18 protein-coding genes are annotated in these 22,210 nt (G+C 51.2%); 8 read left to right on the top strand and 10 right to left on the bottom strand.

The features are described from left to right. Nucleotides 1–5 precede the first annotated feature (5 nt). Nucleotides 6–1,562 (bottom strand): OmpA family protein, encoded by a 1,557-nt coding sequence (locus Q7J88_RS15225; RefSeq protein WP_303723091.1) that lies wholly within the window; start codon nt 1,560–1,562, stop codon nt 6–8. Between the two features lie 329 nt (nt 1,563–1,891). On the opposite strand from Q7J88_RS15225, the gene Q7J88_RS15220 reads away from it, so the two are divergent. The 8 genes from Q7J88_RS15220 (at nt 1,892) to Q7J88_RS15185 (ending at nt 11,865) form a co-directional block, all read left to right on the top strand. Next, entirely contained in the window at nt 1,892–3,064 is a 1,173-nt protein-coding gene (locus tag Q7J88_RS15220; protein WP_303723090.1) for a TraB/GumN family protein, read from the top strand. A 107-nt stretch (nt 3,065–3,171) separates the two neighbouring features. Beyond that, nucleotides 3,172–4,200 (top strand): FtsH protease activity modulator HflK, encoded by a 1,029-nt coding sequence (gene hflK, locus Q7J88_RS15215; RefSeq protein WP_303723089.1) that lies wholly within the window; start codon nt 3,172–3,174, stop codon nt 4,198–4,200. Further along, nucleotides 4,197–5,123, top strand: a complete 927-nt coding sequence (hflC, locus tag Q7J88_RS15210; protein WP_303723088.1) for a protease modulator HflC — start codon at nt 4,197–4,199, stop codon at nt 5,121–5,123. Before hflK ends, hflC begins: the two co-directional genes overlap by 4 nt. Before the next feature lie 130 nt (nt 5,124–5,253). Next, nucleotides 5,254–6,000, top strand: coding sequence for a rhomboid family intramembrane serine protease (locus Q7J88_RS15205; protein ID WP_303723087.1), 747 nt, complete (start codon nt 5,254–5,256; stop codon nt 5,998–6,000). Further along, nucleotides 6,000–6,482: a Cys-tRNA(Pro) deacylase gene (ybaK, locus tag Q7J88_RS15200; protein ID WP_303723086.1), complete on the top strand. Its 483-nt coding sequence runs from the start codon at nt 6,000–6,002 to the stop codon at nt 6,480–6,482. The genes Q7J88_RS15205 and ybaK overlap by 1 nt, the downstream gene beginning before the upstream one ends. A gap of 14 nt (nt 6,483–6,496) precedes the next feature. Beyond that, on the top strand, nt 6,497–7,324 hold the full coding sequence (locus Q7J88_RS15195; RefSeq protein WP_303723085.1) for a Sir2 family NAD-dependent protein deacetylase: 828 nt from the start codon (nt 6,497–6,499) through the stop codon (nt 7,322–7,324). Nucleotides 7,325–7,601: 277 nt separating this feature from the next. Next, entirely contained in the window at nt 7,602–8,567 is a 966-nt protein-coding gene (locus Q7J88_RS15190) for an SPFH domain-containing protein (RefSeq protein ID WP_303723084.1), read from the top strand. Further along, nucleotides 8,551–11,865 carry an AAA family ATPase gene (locus Q7J88_RS15185; protein WP_303723083.1) on the top strand — a complete coding sequence of 1,105 codons (3,315 nt, stop codon included), beginning with the start codon at nt 8,551–8,553 and terminating at the stop codon, nt 11,863–11,865. The genes Q7J88_RS15190 and Q7J88_RS15185 overlap by 17 nt, the downstream gene beginning before the upstream one ends. A gap of 992 nt (nt 11,866–12,857) precedes the next feature. Here Q7J88_RS15185 and Q7J88_RS15180 read toward each other — a convergent pair. The 9 genes from Q7J88_RS15180 to nadC form a co-directional block, all read right to left on the bottom strand. Next, nucleotides 12,858–14,048 carry a Xaa-Pro peptidase family protein gene (locus Q7J88_RS15180; RefSeq protein WP_303723082.1) on the bottom strand — a complete coding sequence of 397 codons (1,191 nt, stop codon included), beginning with the start codon at nt 14,046–14,048 and terminating at the stop codon, nt 12,858–12,860. 451 nt (nt 14,049–14,499) lie between these two features. Next, complete coding sequence (locus Q7J88_RS15175) at nt 14,500–14,808, bottom strand: hypothetical protein (protein WP_303723081.1); 309 nt, start codon at nt 14,806–14,808, stop codon at nt 14,500–14,502. 71 nt (nt 14,809–14,879) lie between these two features. Continuing rightward, nucleotides 14,880–15,380 (bottom strand): molybdenum cofactor biosynthesis protein B, encoded by a 501-nt coding sequence (locus Q7J88_RS15170; protein WP_303723080.1) that lies wholly within the window; start codon nt 15,378–15,380, stop codon nt 14,880–14,882. A gap of 53 nt (nt 15,381–15,433) precedes the next feature. Continuing rightward, nucleotides 15,434–16,471, bottom strand: a complete 1,038-nt coding sequence (locus Q7J88_RS15165; RefSeq protein ID WP_303723079.1) for a hypothetical protein — start codon at nt 16,469–16,471, stop codon at nt 15,434–15,436. A gap of 267 nt (nt 16,472–16,738) precedes the next feature. Continuing rightward, nucleotides 16,739–16,864, bottom strand: a complete 126-nt coding sequence (locus Q7J88_RS15160; RefSeq protein WP_303723078.1) for a hypothetical protein — start codon at nt 16,862–16,864, stop codon at nt 16,739–16,741. Between the two features lie 377 nt (nt 16,865–17,241). Then, nucleotides 17,242–19,317 carry an elongation factor G gene (gene fusA, locus Q7J88_RS15155; RefSeq protein ID WP_303723077.1) on the bottom strand — a complete coding sequence of 692 codons (2,076 nt, stop codon included), beginning with the start codon at nt 19,315–19,317 and terminating at the stop codon, nt 17,242–17,244. A gap of 122 nt (nt 19,318–19,439) precedes the next feature. Then, on the bottom strand, nt 19,440–20,207 hold the full coding sequence (locus Q7J88_RS15150) for a type III pantothenate kinase (RefSeq protein ID WP_303723076.1): 768 nt from the start codon (nt 20,205–20,207) through the stop codon (nt 19,440–19,442). Between the two features lie 25 nt (nt 20,208–20,232). Next, nucleotides 20,233–21,198 (bottom strand): biotin--[acetyl-CoA-carboxylase] ligase, encoded by a 966-nt coding sequence (locus Q7J88_RS15145; RefSeq protein ID WP_303723075.1) that lies wholly within the window; start codon nt 21,196–21,198, stop codon nt 20,233–20,235. Between the two features lie 27 nt (nt 21,199–21,225). Continuing rightward, on the bottom strand, nt 21,226–22,056 hold the full coding sequence (gene nadC, locus Q7J88_RS15140) for a carboxylating nicotinate-nucleotide diphosphorylase (RefSeq protein ID WP_303723074.1): 831 nt from the start codon (nt 22,054–22,056) through the stop codon (nt 21,226–21,228). Nucleotides 22,057–22,210: the final 154 nt, after the last annotated feature.

Here is a 22,210-nt window from a genome sequence, read left to right as displayed (position 1 = left end):
CCAGATCACATTGAAAGTTGTCCTCCTGACGGCGTAATAACGACATCTATGCGCCGATTCTGCGCGCGACCTTCTGAAGTGTTGTTTGGTGCCAAGGGGCGGCTCGGACCAAACCCCACAGCGACGACGTTATTCTCTTTCATAACACCGTTGGCCAGCAAATATTCCCGTACAGCTTCAGCGCGCATTTGCGAAAGATGGTTGTTAAGATCGAGAGAACCGGTTGAGTCGGTGTGACCTTCAATCATGACTTGCGGTCTGTCGAAAGAACGAATCGCCCGTTGAACCTTGCTCAATAATGAATAATTTTCCGGCATTATGATCGCTTGGCCAACGGGGAATCCCATACCCCGCAAACGGATGACCAGTTGCAGCCCCTGCTTATAACATTCAGCCTCAACATTAGTGAATAGAGCCTGTACCTGATTGTAGAGCTCATTAAATCTGCGCTCCTCGGCCAGCTTGTTTTCCACCGTTTGCCTCTCAGCGGCAAGACGCTCCTGCTCGGCAAGTTTTTCCGCTTCGACCTGCTCATTTTTACCTACCTCTTTTTGCAGCTTCAACTGAAGCTCAGACATTTCAGTGAAATGTTGCTGACGAAGCTCCTGAAGTTCAGCCTGCTGGGTACTATTACGCTCTGCTAGAAACTCCCGGTCGGATCTAATCGCATTGGCAGTCCCCAAAACGTTGGCAACCTGAATGGTCAGAGGCTGATCGCGCATATCCGGAGCTCCTAGGCTGTCGGTTGATTGCTTCATCGTATCGTCCAACCACAAAGCAACTTCGGCTGGCTCCATTTTCTCAAAAAATTTGCTCTGCCTCGTTAATTGCAAAGCGCGACCAGCCTCAAACAGAGCAGTCTCAGCCTTTTTGTGCATTTCCTCTTTAGCATAAGGGTTCTCGGAGATAAAAGCATCGGCCTCCTGCAGCACCTGTTTGGCCCTTGCATATTGCTTAGGCACATATTCATCAGCACCAGCTGAATCTGCCTGCGCCAACAAACTCCGTACCTCACCCAAAGTGTTTTCTTTGATGGCTCTGATTTCCAGGCTCCGGTAGGCATCAACAACCCCTTTTTCCTGCGACTGAGCATATTTGAGATTGTTTTCTTCAATTGCACGGGACAGGTTGAAAAACTGGCTTTCTATCGTGGCGTAATCATCTCCCAATGCTGTAGCTCCGGCGACCCGAGCCAATTCTCGACCCTTTATGGCGTCGGCAATCACCGTCCGAGAGATTTTAGTCATCTCTCGCGCTTTTTTCAGTTCTGCATACCCGCGTGAAATAGAATCCCCAATAGCTCCCATATCTCCCTTCTGCGAAATGAGTTGCCTGGCCTGATTCAAAGAGCCTTCACTCTTTTTGTACCAGGTGGGAGACAAGATGTTCACTTGTTCCTGTCGGGCGTTCATAAGTTCAGTTTCAAGCTTATTGGTTTCCTCAATCGGGTTTGCTGTCACTGGGAGAGGTTCGTATTTAAGCTGAGAACTGGTACAGGCTGATAATTGAATGAAGCAAACCAGAACGGTCACCTTGATGATACAAGACAGAACCCTCATCATATTTTGTACCTCCCTAGATTTCTGTATCAGCAGATCGGGATTTCCCCGCAAATGGCTTAAGAAGCAATTATTTCACTTCTCTTTCAGAAAAGGATATCTCTAATCAGAACACTATAACACCTTTAAAACTTTCAACTCAGCTGCTTACCCTAACAAATTATAGATTTTCTTTTCAAGATTCTTCCAGCCTATTGACGCAAGGTAAAAATCTGTATGTAACCTCTCCAAACAACAGTGACAGAATTTTATCGGTAGCAGGGCGGCTGAGCCATATGTTAGACTTGTCCGCCTTGCTTGAATCCAATCAACTTTCGGAGGGATACTCCCTGATGTCTGTCAATAATGACTACACTCACATTCAGATCGACGACAAAGAGATCATTCTTATCGGGACCGCACATATTTCACAAGAATCTGTCAACACAGTGGTCGCCACCATCGATACGATTCTACCCGATTGCGTCTGCGTCGAACTGGATCATCAGCGCTATCAAGCGCTACTCAACCAGAAGGGCTGGGAATCGCTTGATCTGAAAGAAGTGATCAAAAAAAAGCAGCTACCCTTCCTACTCGCCAATCTCGCCCTCTCCTCCTATCAGAAACGGATGGGACTGCAGACCGGTGTCAAGCCGGGTGCCGAACTGGCAGCGGCGGCCCAGGCCGCAGAAGAACATGGCATGAAAGTGGAGCTGGTCGATCGCAATATCCGCACCACCCTGCTGCGCGTTTGGCGCAAGACCGGGCTGTGGAACAAAATGAAAGTGATGGCAGCGCTTTTCGGCAGCCTGTTCGAAAAGCAGGAACTGGATGAAGCGGAGCTTGCTAAACTGCGTGAAAGCGACACTCTCTCCAGCATGCTGGAAGAGATGGGAAAACTGCTCCCCTCGGTTAAACAGATCCTGGTCGACGAACGGGATGTGCATATGGCTTACTACATCCGCAATGCTCCCGGTGAGAAGGTCTTGGCCGTGGTCGGCGCAGCCCACTTGCCGGGAATCATCAGGCATCTGCAGGGGGAAGAAATTGCTCCGGAAACCATTTCGGAGATCACCACCATTCCCCCGAAAACAGCCTTCTCCAAAGCGGTTCCTTGGTTGCTTCCGAGCATCGTAATCGCCCTATTTGTTGGCGGTTTCTTTTTCGGGAACCGTGATCAACTGGCCGATGCCGCCACCGCCTGGGTTCTTGCCAACGGCGTCCTCTCTGCCATAGGCACACTGCTGGCATGGGGCCATCCGGCGACCATCATCACTGCCTTTGTCGCTGCCCCCCTGACCTCGCTAAACCCGACTATCGGGGCCGGTTTCGTGACCGGTTTGGTACAGGCGCTGGTCGCGCCCCCTACAGTACGAGACATGGAACATGTCGGCGACGACCTGGTAACCGTAAAGGGCTGGTGGCACAACCGCCTGGCCCGGGTGCTGCTGGTATTTCTGTTCTCTTCCATCGGCTCCGCCATCGGCACTTTTGTCGCCCTTGGCTGGCTGAAAGAATTGATATAGAAACCGGTTTCACCCGTTTCACCTTCGGGCAAACCTGCTATATGCTATAGTCATAATTCGATCACAACTCACAGCAACCCGCACTCACTCCAAGCAGAGAGGTTAAGATGCAGGATTGGGGACAAGGTCCTTCCGCTGATGATCTGGAAAAGAAGGTCATCGAAATTAGAGAGCAATTCAAACAAAAATTCAACCCGCAACGTGGTTTTTTCCCGCTGGTCATTCTGCTACTGGTGGTCGTCATTGGCGCGTACAGCAGCTTCTACGAAGTTGACACCGAGGAAACCGGGGTGGTGCTTCGCTTCGGCAAGTTCGCCGGCTTCGCCGATCCGGGTTTGCACTTCAAGATCCCATTCGGTATTGAGCAAGTCTATCTTGTGCCGACCGGTCGGGTGCTGAAAGAAGAATTCGGCTACCGTACCGTCACCCCGGGGGTCCGCTCCAGCTTCAGTAAGCGAGGACTGGAAGAGGAATCCCTGACCCTGACCGGCGACCTGAACGTCAGCGACGTGGAATGGATCGTCCAGTTCCAGGTTTCCGATCCCTTCAAGTATATCTTCAAAATCCAGGATCCGGTCGGCACCATCCGCGACATCTGCGAAGCAATGGTCCGCAAAGCGATCGGCAACGCCAATGTCACCCAGGTTCTGACCACCGAGCGGGCTGCGCTGGCCGGCGAAATCCAGCAGAACCTGCAGCAGACACTCAATCAATATGACATCGGCGTGCGGATCGTCACCGTAAAGTTTCAGGATGTAACCCCTCCCGACCCGGTAAAAGACGCTTTCAACGAGGTCAACGAAGCGGAACAACAGAAAGAGAGTTTGATCTTTCAGGCGCGCGAGCAGTTCAACCGTGAGGTGCCACGTGCTCGCGGCGAGGCCAAACGAGCTCTGCAGGAAGCGGAAGGTTATGCCGTCGAGCGGATCAACAAGGCGCAAGGGGAAACTAATCGTTTCCTGGCTCTACTGGCCGAGTACAAGAAAGCTCCCGAAGTGACCCGGCGGCGCATCCACTTGGAAACGATGGAAGTGATTCTGCCCCGGCTTGAGGAAACCTACATCATGGACGATAACAACGGCGGCCTGTTGCCATTGCTCCCCTTGCGTAAAGCAGTGGAAGGAGGTGCCAAATGAAAAAAGCACCTTTTTTCATCGTACTGATATTTGCCCTTTTTATCATCGGCCGCGGCGGACTTTTCGTTGTCAACGAAGCGGAACAGGCGATCGTTACCCAGTTTGGCAAACCGATCGGCGATGTAATCTTCCCAGGATTGCACTTTAAAATTCCCTTTATGCAGAAAGTCATCCGCTTTGAACACCGCATTTTAAAATGGGACGGTGACCCGAACCAGATCCCGACCAAGGATAAAAAATTTATCTGGGTCGATACTACTGCTCGCTGGAAGATTAAGGATCCGCTGACCTTCTACAAGACGGTCGCAACCGAACGGGGCGCACAAAGCCGCCTCGACGACATCATCGACTCGGTGGTCCGCGACGCTGTTTCCGGCCACCTGCTGGTTGAGCTGGTGCGAGGCAGTGATTATGTCAGTGCGGAGGATGAACACTTCGAGGTTGAAGGTCAAAAGATCACCAAGGAGGATCTAGTCGGTAGAGAGGAGATTCTTGCTGGCATTCTGGAAAAAGCTAAGACTAGCACCCCCGAATACGGCATTGAGCTGATTGACGTGCAGATCAAGCGGATCAACTACGTCGAGCAGGTCCGAACCCGGGTTTATGAGCGGATGATCAACGAGCGAAAGAAGGTCGCCGCTCAATACCGCTCCGAGGGGGAAGGAGAAAAAGCGGAAATCCTCGGTCAGATGCAACGGGAATTGAAGGAGATCAGCTCAGAGGCCTATCGCAAGGCGCTGGAAGTCCGTGGTGCAGCTGATGCACAGGCGGCTGCCATTTACGCTAACGCCTACAACCAAGACAAGGAATTCTATGCCTTCTTGCGCACCTTGGAGTCGTATAAGAAAGCGATCAAGGAGAATGGCAAGCTTATTATTTCAACCGACTCCGATTACTACCGCTATTTGAAAAAAGCTCAGTAATTAAGAAGTTTCGCGCCACAAGGGGTTCTCTACCTGAGAGCCCCTTGTTTCGTAATGTGTCAGAGGCTCAACTTGCCGTATTTTATTTTCTGCGCTAATTTTAAGAAAATCCCTTCTGAGGAGTCCAAACTTGAACGCCCACTACCAACGCCATAAGTTCTTTATCACCCGCTCCCTACGTGGTCATTCCCTGGTGCAGATTCTTATTTATACCAATCTCGTGATGTTCACCCTGATGGTGCTGCATGGCACCGTACTTGGCCACGGCATGCAGGTGATTTTAAGTCCCGACATCCGCCTGCTCCGCGCATGGGGAGCCCAATACTGGCCGTTTGTCTTCCAATTGGGAGATATCTGGCGCTGCATCTCTTACGCCTACATGCATGGCGGCATCATCCATCTTGGCTTCAACATGGTGGTGCTCTACCAGATCGGCCCACTAATTGAGGCGGAAGTAGGCTGGCAGCGTTTCTTCGTCATCTACACGGTTACCGGCATTGTCGCCACCCTTGCTGGACTGCTGCTCCACCCGCAGGTCACGGTAGTCGGCGCATCCGGTGCGCTGTTCGGCATTTTCGGGTTTGCCGTTAGCTATTACCATCGCATCGGAGGTAGTCTAGGTATTCAACGACGGAATTTTCTTTTTCAATGGGTTGTGATCGCACTGGTATTCGGCTTCGTCGTTGGTGCTGACAACGCTGCCCATGTCGGAGGTTTGCTCGGTGGTGCCGCTTTCGGCTGGCTGATTCCGACCACCATCCGCGCTCAACGGAAAACCGATTCGATTTTTAATTTCCTCGCTTGGCTGTTTGTCGTCCTGACAGCGCTTAGCCTGCTGCTTGTTCTTGTCACCCTGGTCCTTAGGTATGTTCTCTAATGGCGAAAATCAAAACACCGATGACCCAGGCGATCCGGGTTCTTAAACAACACAAGGTCAAGTTTGTCCCGATGCCATACAAGTACGAGGACAAAGGCGGTACCAAAGTCAGTGCGCGCGAATTAGGCGTCGATGAATTTCAAGTAATAAAAACCTTAGTGATGGAGGATGACCAGGGCCACCCGCTGATCGTTCTAATGCACGGCAGTTGCGAGGTTTCTTTAAAACATCTGGCTCGGCAACTGAAAGTCAAGCAAATAAGTCCCTGCGCACGGGAAAAGGCCGACCGACTAACCGGCTATCAGACCGGTGGCATATCCCCCTTTGGGACCAAGCAGGAGCTGCCGGTTTATGTCGAAGAATCGATCCTTGGATTGGAAAAAATTTGCATCAACGGCGGCAAGCGCGGGCTCTTGGTCGAAATCGAACCGCAAGCGCTGGTAACAATCCTCAACCCGACATCGGTAAGTGTTGCCATTTAACCACAGGAGAACCCATGTCAGAGTACCCTTATGCTGATGCTGCGGAGTCAATTGCTAACGCCACTGCAATAATTATTACCGCTGGTGCCGGCATGGGGGTCGATTCGGGACTGCCCGACTTCCGTGGGGATCAAGGGTTCTGGAAAGCTTATCCGATGTACGAACGGCTCGGTTTGAGTTTTGTTCAGGCAGCCAACCCGGAACATTTTGAACGCGACCCGCTGTTCGGCTGGGGCTTTTACGGCCACCGCACCAACCTCTACCGTAGCACAATCCCGCACAAAGGCTTTAACCTATTGCGCAACTGGATTGAACGCTACCAGCTCGACCACTTCGTCGTCACCTCAAATGTCGACGGTCAGTTCCAGAAATCCGGCTTTGGCGAAGACCGGATTCTTGAAATTCACGGTTCAATTCATCATCTGCAATGCACCGTTCCCTGTAATCGCAATATCTGGCCAAACCAAGAAGAAATTCCTATCGATGAATCGACCATGCGCGCCGAACTTGCTCCCAAATGCCCCAACTGCAAACGAGTAGCCCGCCCCAATATCCTGATGTTTGGTGATTATTCCTGGCTGCATCAACGTACTGCGGCCCAGGAAGATAACTTTGACGCTTTCCTGCAACAGAATCAAAATGGCCAGATGGTTATTGTCGAAATGGGAGCAGGGTCTGCAATCCCGACGATTCGTAACCTGAGCGAACGGCTTGGACGACAGCAGCAAACAAAAGTATTGCGAATCAATCCGCGGGAACCACAGGTCTGCGCACCACATCTTTCGTTCCCCTGTGGAGCAGTATCAGCGCTACAAGAAATAGACAAACTACTAAACAAATAATAGAACGCTGTTTTCTGGCACATGCAAAAGCGCTATATATCAGCGACTTAAAGCTTCTTCCCCCCAACATAAAATCGAGTTCAAAAAACACCCTCCTACAAAAATGGCATTAGCCACAAGAATCCAAATAAAGTTTTTAAGTTAAAATAAAACGCTTTTCTATTTTTGTCTGGAAATCATTTTCATTCCTGCTATCATTAAACTTCGATTTATAGCATCAACAATTATCGACAAGTGAAGCAACCCCAACCGGCGGCTGATGCCCAGGAGGCCTGTTGTGACCCAGGAAGGACAATCGAGCTTACTCCATCGTGCCCGCTTAAAGGCCCTCTTCAAACGTATCTTTGTGACTATTTTCATTTTTATCTTGGCATATAGCGGCATCGCCATGGTTTACGCCAGCAGAACTTTCTATAAGGTACGCCAGAATTACGCCTTCATCCTCGAAACCCTTAGCGGGGAGCGTAATGCGATCACCCGGGTCGGTTGGCACTTCCGCCTGCCAATCTTTACCCAGTTGGAGCTAGAAGTTCCGCTAATGAACCAGGAACTGCATCTTGGCAACACCATTGAACCACAGCGGATCATGTCGAAAGGGAATATAGCGCTTTGGACAAGCGCCATGTTGACCTACCGCATCCGCGACCTGAATCGCTGGGGAATCGAGAACCGCTCCCCCCTTACCCTGCTACAGACTGATTTCGACGGGATCGTTAAAGATGTCATGCAGGGAGAAACGATCAATGAGCTGATTTCGGACCGGGCCAGGATTAAAGAACAGATCTACCGCACTCTGAAAGACAGGCCGATTAACGAAGGCGGCCTGACCCTGGAGCAGAAATATGGCATCGAGATCATCTCTTTCGTCTTGCGCGACACCCGTTACGGTGAAAAGCTCGCCGAAGCGAGTGAAGAGAAAAAGCGCCGTGAGTTGATCGCCGAGGCCGAAAACTATGCTGCCGATTTGGAGGCCAGTCGAACCCGCAAGCTGTATGCCGCCTACAGCGAGTCAATTCAGCAGATGCGCAAAGCACTTGGCATCAGTAGCGCGAACGACCCATCCCTGTTCGACTTTCTCAATCAACAGAAATGGGCTACGGCTTACGAAAAGAATCAACAGGGGCAGAACACTTTTGTGCTAAATAATACCGCCACAGCAGTTCCGGTGACCTTGCCGTCACCGATGCCTTTGCAGCCGCAGCCGGCTAACGACAAAGGAAAGCGCTATGCCCCAAACCCGTAAAACCAGAGCGCCGATTTACGTCAGTCTCTCCGAAGCAAGAATTCAGCAGATTGAGGCGCTGGTAAACAGTTGGAGCAGCGAAACACGCCGCTTCGTGCTGAGACGATTACACCAGTACACCCCAACTCGTTCCCTGACCAAACGAATTTTCCTGTTAATTCAAGGTTTATTCAAAGAAGAAGAGCGCAAATTTGACCTGCTGCAGGATCCGGGAAAACTCAACGACTGGCACAACCGCTTTGAAGCAGCCGGGTCTCAGAACGCAACCGCTGCCTGGAACCGAATCCTCTCCAGAGAGCTGGACCAGCACGACCATCAGTACCTGACTTCCTTGCTGGAAAAGGAAACCATCGACACCTTCGTGCCTAAATCCCTCAGCAAAACTTTCGATAAACTCTATCACGCTTTCATCCTTAAAGAATACTCGGACGATCCGGAGATACCTCGTGCTCCGCTGATACTTGTGATCGGCAACTCTGGCAGTGGCAAAAGCGCCACCATCAAGCAGGCGATCGAGGAAACCTTCTTCTCTTCGGAGGTTACTCCAGTTGTCGACCTGAAGGCCAAGCGTGACGAAGTGATGGCGAATCAACCTTTCTGGCGCAGCCTCGCCGAAGTCGACCCGGAGCTGGCAATCCGCATCGAGCGACGCCGCAAAAGGGCGAAGCTGAGAATTTTTTCCCGCCTACCGATTGTTCGCTACCTCTTTCGCAACCGGATCAGCCAAGCGCTCTCTTCGCTAGATGAAGAAGGGGTCCGCATCGATTACGCGATGATCACCCCGAACGATTACCAGACTGCGCTGGCCGGAGAGCCGGGCAACTATTTGCGCAAGGCGATGGGCAACCCGGCACGCCTCTGCCTAAGACACATGGAAGAAGCCCACTCTGCTTTTGGTGTACCGGACGAACGCAGCTCAATCAAGTCACAGCAATCGACCCTAGTTGACACTTCCAACATCATCCTCGACGAGATCGCCCATGGTCGCCGCGACTGTATCCTGATCGCCACCACCGACCAGCCGGAACAGCTTGATCCAGCCATCTACCGGCGCTTTGTCGAACGTGGCCTTATCATCGATGTAAATGATATCTGGGAGAACCCGGCCAATCTGCGCGAGGTGGTCTGCTTGGAGTTACGTCGCAAGAATCATCCCAAGGATCCGCGCACCCCGCACTCCCCGCACCTCTCCGAAGAAGAGCTCGACCAGGCAGTTGAGAAGCTCTACCCGATTTTCCACCAACGCAGTCTGCGCATCACTCCGGCCTATGTACGGCGACTGATCTCCTCTCTGATTACCATCAAAGGCAGCTTTCGCCCAAACCACCTTGACGATCAACTGCTGGTCCGCGACGCCTTGAAAACGGTAGCTCGCAACGTTCACGGGTCGATCTACAGCAAAGTGGTTGCCCAGATGGATCGCAGCATCGCTTGGAAAGAGTATATCGGTGGGATCAAAAACGAATTTTCGGAAATGGCCAACAACTCCCTTTTTTACAACATCAACGATGAAAAGGGGGTAGTCTTGACCGGCCCGCCAGGTTCGGGGAAAACCTTCATGGTGAGAGCCTGGCTTGGGGATAACCACGATGTACAGGACATCTGCGCCAACCTTACCGACCTAACCGATGTCAACAACCCCTTGGAAGGGATGGTTGCCAACTTGGAGCGGATTTACGACATCGCCAAGATGATCTCACCGGCTATGGTCTTTTTTGACGAAGGGGACGCAGTCGCCCCTCGCCGCCAAAAGGGCGGTAGCCCGTACGACAAGATCACCAATAAATTCCTTTCCATCATCGATGGTGAAACTCCGCTTCATAGAGTCTTTACCGTGCTGACCACCAACCGCCTCGACATTATCGACCCGGCGCTGATCCGTTCGAAACGTTTGAAAGTGCTCAATGTCACAGGCCATTTACGTGAAGAAGACTGCACCAGCATCATCGCCCAGGAGATGGCGGGAATTCCTCTGGCCGATGGCCTGACGATTGGGGAGATTTCCCGGCAGGCTAACGCACTTTGCGAAACCCCCGCCGATTACACTGCATATGCGGAAAAAGTCCGTTCATTGCGCACGACCGAACTAGAAGTCATCCGCAAGGCGCAACAGATTAGTAGCGGAACTAGTGAAGAAAAATCCCGCTTTGTTCGTTTCAACTACAAAATCCTCCTCGGCTTACTGGAAGGCATGATGCCCGACTCGACGTTGACCCAAACTGCTCGACAGAGTGAGGATGGGATGTTGAGCAGGCTCGACGAAATTATCTCACGTCTTGCAAAAATTGAAGACGATAAAGATTTTCCGATTACCGCCTGGCACATGCAAACTGCCCGTCAGCAACTAGCGAGCAGCCCGCTACGCAAAAGCAAACAACAGTTGGATGAATTTTTGGAAACCGAACTCTCTGAGGAACCACAAGTCGGCTTCGTGGTCGGCGTCGGCGCGAACGATGTCAGTGGCATCCTCCTGCCGATCGCTTCGGCACTTGTTTACCGGATGTTCCCGGAAAAGATCGTTGTCACCGGTGCCGTTTCTACCAGTGCTGCAGCAGGTGCCGAGCTCGACCTTGCGGTACAGATGACCCACCAAAGCTCTCGTGAGGCCTTAACGTTGGTCGAAACCTATCTTCAATCGCTGGTACCCAAGATCAACCTCTCGCGCTTACTTGGAGAATATCTGGATGGTTATTCCCTGCACCACCAGTTGCTCTCCACTTCCTACAATGTCGGCGGCCCATCAGCCGGTTTTGCCCTGGCAATCAACACCCTGTCTGTCCTGGTTCATCTTCCGGTATTGAATGACTTCGGGATAACCGGTGCCCCTTGGATAAAGGGTGCGCGAAAAGGTGAGATTGGCGCCTCAGTTATCATCGGCGGACATCATAAGAAAACGGAAAAGGTACTCCAGTACCTGCAGCGGATGTATATGCCGGTTCAGAACTATCTCGACATGGAGCCTGAAGTTCTAGATGCTTACAGAACGATCGGTAAAGATGTAGTGGCAGTTTCCAGTTTTTCATCGCTGGTACCAGAGGTTTTCTATATCGACAATGATTACCAGCAGCAGCTACAAATGTTCTTTCAAAATAGGCTGGAAATTGCGATGGCCCCTGCCTCCCTTGAAGGCTTGGCAGGCATAAAACAAGAAAATTTGGCGCGCGGCAAAAAACTTCGACTGATCGTTGAAGAACACATTCGACAACGGCTCTTGGCAATCGAGAAACATATGCAGGATAAAACTGGCGGTTTCAAAAGTCTTGAAGCGATCTTCTCATTGGAAGGTGATGAAGTTTAGTGAACAGACAGACAAACACTTTGTAATTTCTCCCTTGCTAGAAGAAAAATGTTTGTTTTTTATTGACTTTAACTCACATCCTAAAAGATTTCGTATAGCTTCAGGCTCTTAAACAGAGAAGGTTTTGCTAACGGATCGCATTATGGCAAGAAAAATGCTGGGTGGAACTCTGATCGATTTGAGCATCATCGATGCCGCGCCCCTGGAAAAAAAACTCGCCCTAAAAAAACAAACGCTTGGGTGAAATCCTTGAGGAGATGGAGGTCGTTCTCGAAGAGGGTATCGCCAGAGGACTGGCCAAGCAGTTCGGTTTCCGTTATACCAAAGGTCTTGCACGTTACAACTTTCCGCTTTAAGTTCTCGATCTGTGCGATACCGAAAGGGCTTTAACCAAATTGGATTTTCCTTTAATAAATTGAAGGCAGGCTCCTGTCCCTTGCGATGTTGAACCCTCTCGGCATCGAGGTTCAAAACACCCTCTCCTTTTCAACAGACTTAATGTTTCCCCTTGCGTTTCTTCTCCGATAGAAATGAAAGCGGCAATCAAGGGGGATTATCTGGGTAAAATTGAAACCGAAAAAGTAGATCTCTTTACTTGTAGACGATCAGGACATTGTTCTAAATGCTGCCGAGACAGTTTTAAAAAAGGAAGGCTATGCCATCGAAAAAGCTTAAAATGGGGCTGAAGGCCTAAAAGATCAGCACGAATGTGCTGATGCCACGCATGGACGGTCAGGAGATGTTCCACGCCCCCCAAGCGAACCAGAGCGTAGCGAACATCCTGGTTATTGTCCTTTCGGCGAAAGCAGGGGACTAAGGAGAACACTGTCTACTTGCAATGGGCTTCTTCGATTTGTGGTTCCCAAGCCAATTAATCCGGTCCGGATTGTCGCTATGGTCAGAAGGGCAATGCGCATGACTCATGGCGCTCATGACTAGAAACAACAGAAGCATCTCACTACCCAGGGACTTCTGTTGTTTCTATGGGTACATTACAGCTCTACCAGGCTCTCGTCTGTATAGGTCAGGCGTTTTATTCCATCACTTGAAACCCGCCAACAGTTTTCCACCCCCACCGCACCAAGGCCGGGAAAAACCACTTTCGGTTCAAAGGCGAAGGTCATATTTTCAGCCAAGGTCTGCTCCTTGAACCCTCGAGCAATAAATGGGTACTCATCGACTTCGATGCCGACTCCATGACCGACAAAAGAAACTTGAGCTCCAGCTGCTCCCATAAAATGATCACGGTAGCCCATTTCACCTGCCTGATGGCAACATTCAAGATATATCTGTTCCCATGCGACCCCCGGCTTGGCAATTGCAAAGAGATGCTCCTGAATTTTCAACATGTCGAAATAAGCTTTACGAAGCTGTTCAGGAAGTCTGCCGATCGACATGGTGCGCGTCTGATCAACCAGATAACCATCGAAAGCGACAACCAGATCGATAATGATCGGCTCACCTGCTGCGATTATTTTGTAACTTGCTCCTTGTCCGACTGCTGGGTTTGGCCCCATCCCCCCTAAAGGGGCATCTAAAAAAGTCGGGACAGCCCCATCGGGACCGGAAAACACATGACCAAAAGAGATTTCTGAATTGAACCCGCGAAATCGGGTTATCCCCTGATGTCCTTCTTTACGCGCGAAGCATTCTAGTTCTGCAACCACCTCGATATCGGTCTTACCTTCGGCGATTACCTCTTTGGCATGCCGGAAGACTTTGTCCATGATCAGCGCACTATCTTTCAGAATACCGATTTCGTAATCGCTCTTGACCGCCCGTACCTGTCGCAACAACAGGGACAAATCGACAATCTCGGCTGGAGCCAGAAGATCTTTGAGGCGGTTGAACTGCTGAACCGGCAGAACATCCAGCTCCATACCGACGTTTTTGGGTATAGGGATATTCAGACTGCGCAATTGTTCAAAAAGCTGCTTTAAGCTGGAAAGCGGCAGTACATTTTTCAACCCAGACTCCATCCGGGCTCGACCATAATCCTTGCGTACCAGATAGGCCGGCTCCCCTTCCGCCGGCAGGTAATATACCCCCTGCTGAATAGAGCCGGTGAAATAGAAAAGATCGCTATTCTGCACCAGAAAAGCGGCATCGATTTGCTGCTGCTGCAGCAAGTTTTGCAGGGTCAGAAACCGGTTGGTTAATTCAGTGGTCGGAGTAATTCGCATGACTAAATCCTTTATCTGCATGAGCTACCAGAATGAACGATTCTGTTACCATAGAGCATTTTTCAGGTCAAACTCAAAGGGGTCGTCTTTATTGTTTCATGAACCTTTTTTGAGTTGTTTTTATACCCTAAACCCGGTTCGAAGAAATGCTTATATTTTATGCAATGAGGAAAGAGGTGCGCAGTGGCGGGAACCTGTGGAGAGATACGGACAGTTTTTCACAAAGCTATCCACAGTTCGTGTGTACAGTCGACAATTAATGTTGTTTCTCCACAGGAGGAAAGCATAGACAAATAAATGAAATCACAGAACAAATAGGAGAGAAGATGAAAGTTTGAGTACCTTTTCTACCTGACGTACCTGGGTATAATCATCGGCCAACAAATATAAATTGAAATCAGTGGTCCCGTGAAACGGATCTGGGGCAGAACGCTCCAAATTATTTACCAGATCAGTGAGTCGCTCGCTGAATCACGTCACTAACCCGTTTGTGGAATTGCTCCAATGGGGTGACATCGATGTTCTTACATCCGACTTTGGCCATAAAACGCTCATCGCTCTGGTTGGCCTCATAAACCTGTTGCAAACTCTCAGATATCTGTTTCATTTGCTCAGGCTTGCGCTTGATAATCAGCTGCTTGATTTCTTTTGGATCGATCGCCATCAAGAGATCAAGCTCTTTGCGATGGAAAAAAGTCTGCTCAAGTTCGAGAAACAATTCAACATCATCAACCAGCAAAACACTTCTTTTAGTAGACATATTGTCCATCCCCCCAGCTGTGGCAGATGTAAAGATGTTGAATGAAAAAAACCTCTCACACAAAAAGGTAATTATTGTTGAGCGCAGTCTGATGGATCCCCCTGCAACTTTGCCAGCGCATGGGGCAAGGCGGGCAACAAGACTTCTAGGTTTTCCCGAACTCCCTTCGGGCTACCGGGCAAGTTAACGATCAATGTGCTCCCTCGTACCCCTACCATAGCCCGCGACAACATCGCGTGCGGTGTTTTCTGCATGCTGGCAGCACGCATCGCCTCCGCCATTCCCGGCACCTGATAGTCTATGACCTGTTCGGTTGCCTGCGGGGTCCGGTCGCGCGGGCTGAGACCGGTCCCCCCGGTCGTCAGGATCAGGTCCAGTTGCAAATCATCCGACCAACTTGTCAGCAGCATAATAATCTTATCCAGATCATCCGGAACAATCTGGTAACGGGCAACATTACCTATCGGGGCAATCATCTCACCCAACAGACGGCCGCTTTCATCGTCCCTCTCACCGCGAGACCCTTTATCCGACAGCGTCAACACTCCGACGCGAAAACCTGCTTCACTCATCCCTGTTCACCTTTCCTCGCCAGAGGACCAATCAGAGTCCCAAAGCAATATGCCTAGCGTTTCTTGCTCAGCAACATCCTCCGGGCATTATTAACAATAGCTTGGGAGACATTACGACTTTTTGACAATTCGCGGATATCCTTCTCGCTTAAAAATGTCATGAACCGCATCGCATTCTGTAGAGGCGTACGCGGATGCATTACCAGAGCCTTTTTCATTTCGTAGAGTTTCATCCACTCACGGTTGAGCAGAATAATCCGAATAAGTTCATCGCTGGAGCTACGATTCTTGGCAACCGCAAGTACCTCCCCTTCAGTAACCCGCGGATTCTTCAACACGGCCGTGTTGACCAGCTTATTCGCTTCGCGGATCAACAAGCCACGCCATTCTTTGTCACCGGTCAGAGCCATTTTGATCTTTTCGGCAACAGGCATCTCCTGCAATAGTTGATACTTGCTTAATTCATCCAGTTCTTCTATTTCACCGAATCCTTCCTCTTGCCCTTCTACATCCTCCGCATGCTTTTTCTCGTCTACTTCTTCCTGCGCCGAGGTCACTACTGGCTCCTGTTCCGGTGCGGGTTCCACCCAACCGAGCCTCATTTTGGTGACTTTGTCGGCATTCGAATTATTGATGATCGCCTGCTTCAAATCCGGGACTTTCACTAGCAGCTGATCATTGTGGGCGAGAATATCGAGCACATCACCGGAACTTTTCTCAGCAAGAAAACGTAAGCTGCGCAGACCGATCTCCGGATGAGCCATCGCCGCCTCCATCACCACTGAGTCGCGATAACGGATACGAACAATCAGATCGATGATAGAAAAATGCAGTTCAGGATTCTGCAGCGCCGACAGAAGAATTTTTGCCGGCAGGGTTCTGAAGGTGCCCAGCGCCTCCTTCTTCAGTTCTTCATCGTCGCCGTGATAAAAGACAAATAGAACGGTCACAAGGTTGGGACCCGACATTGGCAGAGCACCACGGGCAGCGGCCAAGCGAACGCTATGCCCCCCCCACTTGCTCATAATTTTTGCCACTTCGGCCGGAATTTTCATCTGAACCTTTTCTGGCCCGGTTTTCCTGTCTACCAATTCATGTCACTCCTGTTATTTTTTCTTCACTTCCACCTTGAAACCGCTAGCTTGAATTTTTTCAGCAGTCTGTTCAACAGTCAGCTAAGCACCTTGGGCAACTATCAACATTCTACCATCCAATTCTATATCGCTAGTGATCGGTAGGACATTTACCCCCTTCTTCGCTAATTCATCGGCATAGCGTTGCGCACGTTCTGAATCAGTGAAAGATCCGACATAAATGGCCAGACTTTTCCCCAGCGGCATAAGAAAGACATCCACAATCTACTGTTTGACTGTTTTCAACTGCGCGCGTGCTTCCTCTTCTTCATAGATTTCCTCCAGCAAGCGCGTCATGCTGGCCATCCCGCTGCCTTCGGTGATATCGACATCAAACCCCTGTTCTCGCAATTTCCCGGCCGCTTTTTCTGCTGAAGTCTTCGTCAGATGAGGCCCGATCTGGGCCAGATATGCTGGTCAGATCGGAGCAAGCACCTGCTCCTTTTCCACAACCTTCTCCGAAAGCATACCAACCGACCGGGGAGTATCCGTAGCTTCAGCAGCAACAACGCCAACAAGGCATAGGCGAAGGAGTCCTGCTTCTGCGACGGCACGGCCATGGTGCCATTTTCCGCTGCTGCGGAAGCGTCACCCATAGGCGATTTTCACCCTGCACCTTATCGCTCGTCAACAGATCGTTCTTCTTTGACTCTTCCTACCGTCTCCTGGGTTGATGAATTTAAAAGGGGCACCATCTTAGGTGCCCCCTTTCCATTGAGTTTCTGCTGTTATGCCTCATTAAATTCGGCCAGAATCTTGGCTGTTTGGTGCGAAGGCACTTCTTCATACTTACAGAATTCCATCGAGAACATGCCCCGGTCAGAGGTCATCGAACGCAGTTCCGGCGCATAACGAAGCACCTCTGCCATCGGCACCTCAGCCCGAATCACCTGACTGTTAGCCTGGGGTTCGACACCGTTTACTTTGCCTCGGCGCGAGTTGATGTCACCGATAACGTCCCCCATGCAGTCGTCCGGCACAGTTATCTCCATCGACATGATCGGCTCGAGCAGGATCGGCTTGCAGGCTTCCATCGCTTTTTTGAAAGCCATCGAACCTGCCACCTTGAAAGCCATCTCCGAAGAGTCGACCGAATGATAGGAGCCGTCATAGAGGGTTATCTGCACATCGACCACCTGATTTTTGGTCAAAGGCCCGCTGCGCATTGCTTCCTGAATCCCCTTATCGACGGCGGGGATATAGTTGCGCGGAATCGCGCCGCCGACAACCTTGTCGACGAACTCGTACCCCTCACCGCGCGGCATCGGTTTGACTTCGATCCAGACATCGCCGAACTGACCGCGGCCCCCCGACTGTTTCTTGTACTTGCCCTGCACCTTGGTCGTAGCACGAATCGTTTCACGATACGGAACCTTCGGTTCTTTGAGGATAACTTCAGCGCCAAACTTACGCTTGAGACGCTCGACTGCAACTTCGAGATGGATCTGTCCCATCCCGGAGAGGACCATTTCCTTGGTCTCTTCGTCACGGTTGATGGTCAGGGTCGGATCCTCTTCCATCAGACGCTGCAGACCGGTGTAAATTTTATCTTCGTCCCCTTTGTTTTTCGGCTCGAGAGCGAAGGAAATGATCGGTTTGAGCGGCACCAGCGGCTCGTACATGACCTGCTCTTTCATATCGCACAAGGTGTCGCTGGTAGCTGTCACCTTCAGCTTCGGCACGGCAATAATATCGCCGGCAGCGGCCATCTCAATTGGCACCTGTTTCTTGCCTTCCATCTCAAAAATATTACTGATCCGCTCTTTCTCATCCTTGTTCGGGTTGTAGACCACGGTGTCCGGCGCCAGGGTTCCGGAGTAGACCCGCATCAGGCTGAGTTTACCGGCATAGGGGTCGTTGATCGTTTTGAAAACCATCGCTGAGAACGGGGCGTCCTCACTCGGTTGACGCTCGACCTGCACGTCGGTGTCCGGCTTGACACCGTACTGAATGCCTTTGTCGATTGGCGACGGCAAGCAGGTAACGATATAATCCATTAGTTGGCGGATCCCAATATTGGCGGTGGCGCTGCCGCAGAAAACCGGGGTAAAAACGCTGGTCAGGACCCCTTCGCGCAGGCCGCGGTAAAGTTCCTCTTCGCTCAACTCTTCGCCTTCGAGGTACTTTTCCATCAGATCATCATCCGATTCAGCGATCGCTTCGATTAGCTGTTCCCTCAGTCGCTCAGCTTCCTCTTGATATTCCGCCGGGATCTCACCCTCTTCATAAGTCCCCTTCTCATCAAACTGGTACAGACGCGCCTTCATCCGAAGCAGATCGATGGTCCCCTTGAACTCTGCTTCAGCACCAATCGGCATGGTGACAACAACAGCACGGGCGCCAAGCGATTTTTCCATATCGTCGACCGCCTTCAAGAAGTCGGCCCGTTCCTTGTCCATCTTATTGACAAAAGCGATTCTGGGAATTTCAAACTGATCGCACCAGCCCCAGATTTGTTTGGTCTGGGCCTTGGTGCCGGAAATCGCCGAAATGATAACCACGGCACCACCGAGCACCCGCAGGCAACGGCGGGTATCGTGCAAGAAGTTGCTAACCCCCGGCGTATCAACGATATGCAGGCTATGGTCCTGCCACATGCAATGGTTAAGACTGGCGGAGAGGGTCGCCTGCCGTTTGATCTCTTCTTCCTCGAAGTCCATCGACGAGGAGCCATCGTCGACTTTGCCGAGTTTCTTGGTCATCCCGGTGTTAAACAGGATCGCCTCGACCAAAGATGTTTTTCCGGCGCTGTTGTGCGCCACAATCCCCAGGTTTCTCAGTTTTGCAGTGTCGTACTTTCCCATGAATCGCTCCTTTTCCAGATAAAGAATGGAACCTTCAACAGAGTTCCCGCAAGAAACTCCAAACGAACAACGTTAAACAACGTCGCAAACAAAGTAATACCGGGTGTTGCCGGCGGAATCGGTTATTGCTTGTTCCGCTGATATAAAATTCTCAAGCCCTCCAAGGTCAAAAAGGGTTCAACCTGATCGATCGAATCGGTCGCTTTGGCGATCGGTGACGCCAAGCCGCCGGTGGCAATCACCTTTGCCTTGCCGTCAAACTCTTTCTGCATCCGACCGACGATCCCTTCCACCAGTCCGACATAACCGAAGAAGATCCCAGCCTGCATGCTATTAACGGTGTTCTTGGCGATGATCTGCGGCGGTCGGGCAAACTCAACCCGCGGCAGCTTGCTGGCCCGTGCGAACAGGGCATCTGCCGAGATGCCGACGCCGGGAGCAATCGCCCCCCCCTGATAGGCACCATCGGCGGAAATCACATCGAAGGTGGTGGCCGTGCCGAAATCGACGACGATCAACGCACACTTGCACTTCTCGTAAGCGGCGACCGCGTTAACAATCCGGTCCGCACCTACTTCGCGCGGGTTCTCGTACTGGATCGGCATGCCGGTCTTGATGCCGGGACCGACCACATAAGCCTCGAGATTGAAATATTGCTTGCAAAGCCGCTCCAAGGTATTGAGCATCGGTGGCACGACGCAGGAAACAATCACATCATCCAGATCGGAAAAGCTCAAACCGGACAGGCTAAACAGGTTATTGATCAACATCGCGTACTCGTCAACGGTACGGTTCTTGTCGGTACCGACCCGCCAGTCTTTTTTCAGCACGACGCCCTGATAAATTCCAAGCACAGTATTACTGTTGCCAACATCTATAACTAAAAGCATTCTACTCAATTCCCTCTTTCACCGATTACAATGGCTTCACATCGCCGGCAATAATCCGTTCCACCCGCCCATCATCCAACTGCAGACGCAACGCCCCGTCGGTATCGAGACCGACCACGGTGCCCTGCAGCCCCTGATCGATCTGTACCCGCTGGTTCATCAGATCACACAGAGCCTCCCAGCGCCGCCGGATTGGACCGAAACCATCCTGCAGAAACTCCGCATAATAGCGATCGATCCGTTGCAGAAATTCGCGAATGAATGCGACCCGGTCAATCTCTTCACCTCTTTCCAGCAACACCGAAGTTGCCGGGTAATTCAGCTCCTCAGGGAACTGGTCTGCGGTCATATTCAGATTAACGCCGATGCCAAGGATAACGAAATGTATCTGCTCGGTTTCGGCGTTCATCTCGTTCAACAGACCAGCAATCTTTTTACCACTGACCAGAACGTCATTCGGCCATTTGACTTTTACCGAAAGTTGATAGCGTTGTTTGAGGGTTTCTGCAACCGCGACAGCGGAAAGAAAGGTCAGTTGAGGGGCCTGCTGTACCGGGATTTGTGGCCGCAGCAGGATGGAACAGTAGAGATTGACAGCTGATGGGGATTCCCAGCGCCGGCCAAGGCGTCCCTTGCCGGCGCTTTGTCGGTCAGCAATTACAACCGTTCCCTCGGCAGCATCCTGTTCTGCCAGTTGCCGAACTCGAGCATTGGTGGAATCTATCTCCGGGAGGCAAACCAGCGAGGTGCCGATGAACTGACAATCCAGACCGGCTTCAATGTCAGTTGCAATGAGCAAATCCGGCCCATCGACCAGTCGATAGCCTTTAGAGCGTTGTGCCTCGATCTCAAAGCCCTGGTCGCGTAACAGTTCGACCTGTTTCCACACTGCGGCCCGGGAGATATTCAGCGACTGGCTGATCTCCTGACCCGAAACAAAAACATCTGGGTTGCTACGAAACAGGCTAAGAATCTTGTCGCGTGAGGTCAAAAGCGCTCCTGGGAAAAATACATAAGTTTACTCGTCAAACAGCATAGAAATGTCAGCCGCTTTCACCGAATGGGTCAGTGCGCCAACAGAAATAATATTAACACCTGTCTCGGCAATATTACGTACAGTATCCAGATTCACCCCGCCGGAGGCTTCAACCAGCGCACGGCCGGCGATCAGTTCGACCCCCTGGCGCATTTCAGCCAAGCTCATATTATCGAGCATGATGATATCCGCCCCGGCATCAATCGCTTCCTGCACTTCCTCCATACTGCGGGTTTCAACTTCAATCTTCAGGGTGTGTGGCAATTTCTGTTTGGCGCGAGTAACCGCCGCAGTAATCCCACCGGCTGCTGCCGAATGATTCTCCTTAATCAGCACACCATCAAACAGACCGATCCGGTGATTACGGCCACCGCCCATCCTCACCGCATATTTATCCAGCGCCCGCAGACCGGGAACCGTTTTCCGGGTATCGACAATCACCGCTCCAGTTCCCGCGACCTTTTCGACGTATTGTGCAGTCAAGGTTGCGATACCACTCATCCGCTGCATCAAGTTCAACGCGGTCCGCTCCCCTTGCAGGAGGACCGAAGCCTGCCCCTTGATCCAGGCGATTACCTCACCACGCCGTATTTTGCGCCCATCGGAAAGCAATTTTTCAAAACTGATTTCGGGATCAAGGGCACTGAAAACCGCCTCGGCAACCGCGACGCCGGCGAGGGTAAATTCTTCTTTGGCGACCAGCTCCGCCCGCGCCATTGTTTCCTCGGCAACCGTCACCTCAGTCGTGATATCTCCGAGGCCGATATCCTCTTCCAACGCGGTTCTGACAATCCGTTCGACTTCAAACTGCATGCAGAATACTCCAAGGGGACGCAAGTCCTGAAAATTACAATTAATTGGATAAGAAATGAAGTTAACTTTAGCATATCGTTCTCTCACCCCGCAACGGAAAACACCTGCTCTTGCTGCGGAAATCCCCTTTACATTTCCACAACTTGTGATATGT

It is taken from the genome of Malonomonas rubra (genome assembly GCF_003247215.1).
GTDB classification, from domain to species: domain Bacteria; phylum Desulfobacterota; class Desulfuromonadia; order Desulfuromonadales; family Geopsychrobacteraceae; genus Malonomonas; species Malonomonas rubra_A.
The sequence above is the reverse complement of the archived record's forward strand: the minus strand, read 5'-3'. Positions and strand labels throughout refer to the sequence as shown.

Excerpts from the sequence above, each read along its gene's own strand:
- Q7J88_RS15225 (WP_303723091.1), bottom strand. The coding sequence starts at position 1,562 with ATGATGAGGGTTCTGTCTTGTATCATCAAGGTGACCGTTCTGGTTTGC.
- Q7J88_RS15220 (WP_303723090.1), top strand. The coding sequence starts at position 1,892 with ATGTCTGTCAATAATGACTACACTCACATTCAGATCGACGACAAAGAG.
- hflK (WP_303723089.1), top strand. The coding sequence starts at position 3,172 with ATGCAGGATTGGGGACAAGGTCCTTCCGCTGATGATCTGGAAAAGAAG.
- hflC (WP_303723088.1), top strand. The coding sequence starts at position 4,197 with ATGAAAAAAGCACCTTTTTTCATCGTACTGATATTTGCCCTTTTTATC.
- ybaK (WP_303723086.1), top strand. The coding sequence starts at position 6,000 with ATGGCGAAAATCAAAACACCGATGACCCAGGCGATCCGGGTTCTTAAA.
- Q7J88_RS15195 (WP_303723085.1), top strand. The coding sequence starts at position 6,497 with ATGTCAGAGTACCCTTATGCTGATGCTGCGGAGTCAATTGCTAACGCC.
- Q7J88_RS15185 (WP_303723083.1), top strand. The coding sequence starts at position 8,551 with ATGCCCCAAACCCGTAAAACCAGAGCGCCGATTTACGTCAGTCTCTCC.
- Q7J88_RS15180 (WP_303723082.1), bottom strand. The coding sequence starts at position 14,048 with ATGCGAATTACTCCGACCACTGAATTAACCAACCGGTTTCTGACCCTG.
- Q7J88_RS15175 (WP_303723081.1), bottom strand. The coding sequence starts at position 14,808 with ATGTCTACTAAAAGAAGTGTTTTGCTGGTTGATGATGTTGAATTGTTT.
- Q7J88_RS15170 (WP_303723080.1), bottom strand. The coding sequence starts at position 15,380 with ATGAGTGAAGCAGGTTTTCGCGTCGGAGTGTTGACGCTGTCGGATAAA.
- fusA (WP_303723077.1), bottom strand. The coding sequence starts at position 19,317 with ATGGGAAAGTACGACACTGCAAAACTGAGAAACCTGGGGATTGTGGCG.
- Q7J88_RS15150 (WP_303723076.1), bottom strand. The coding sequence starts at position 20,207 with ATGCTTTTAGTTATAGATGTTGGCAACAGTAATACTGTGCTTGGAATT.
- nadC (WP_303723074.1), bottom strand. The coding sequence starts at position 22,056 with ATGCAGTTTGAAGTCGAACGGATTGTCAGAACCGCGTTGGAAGAGGAT.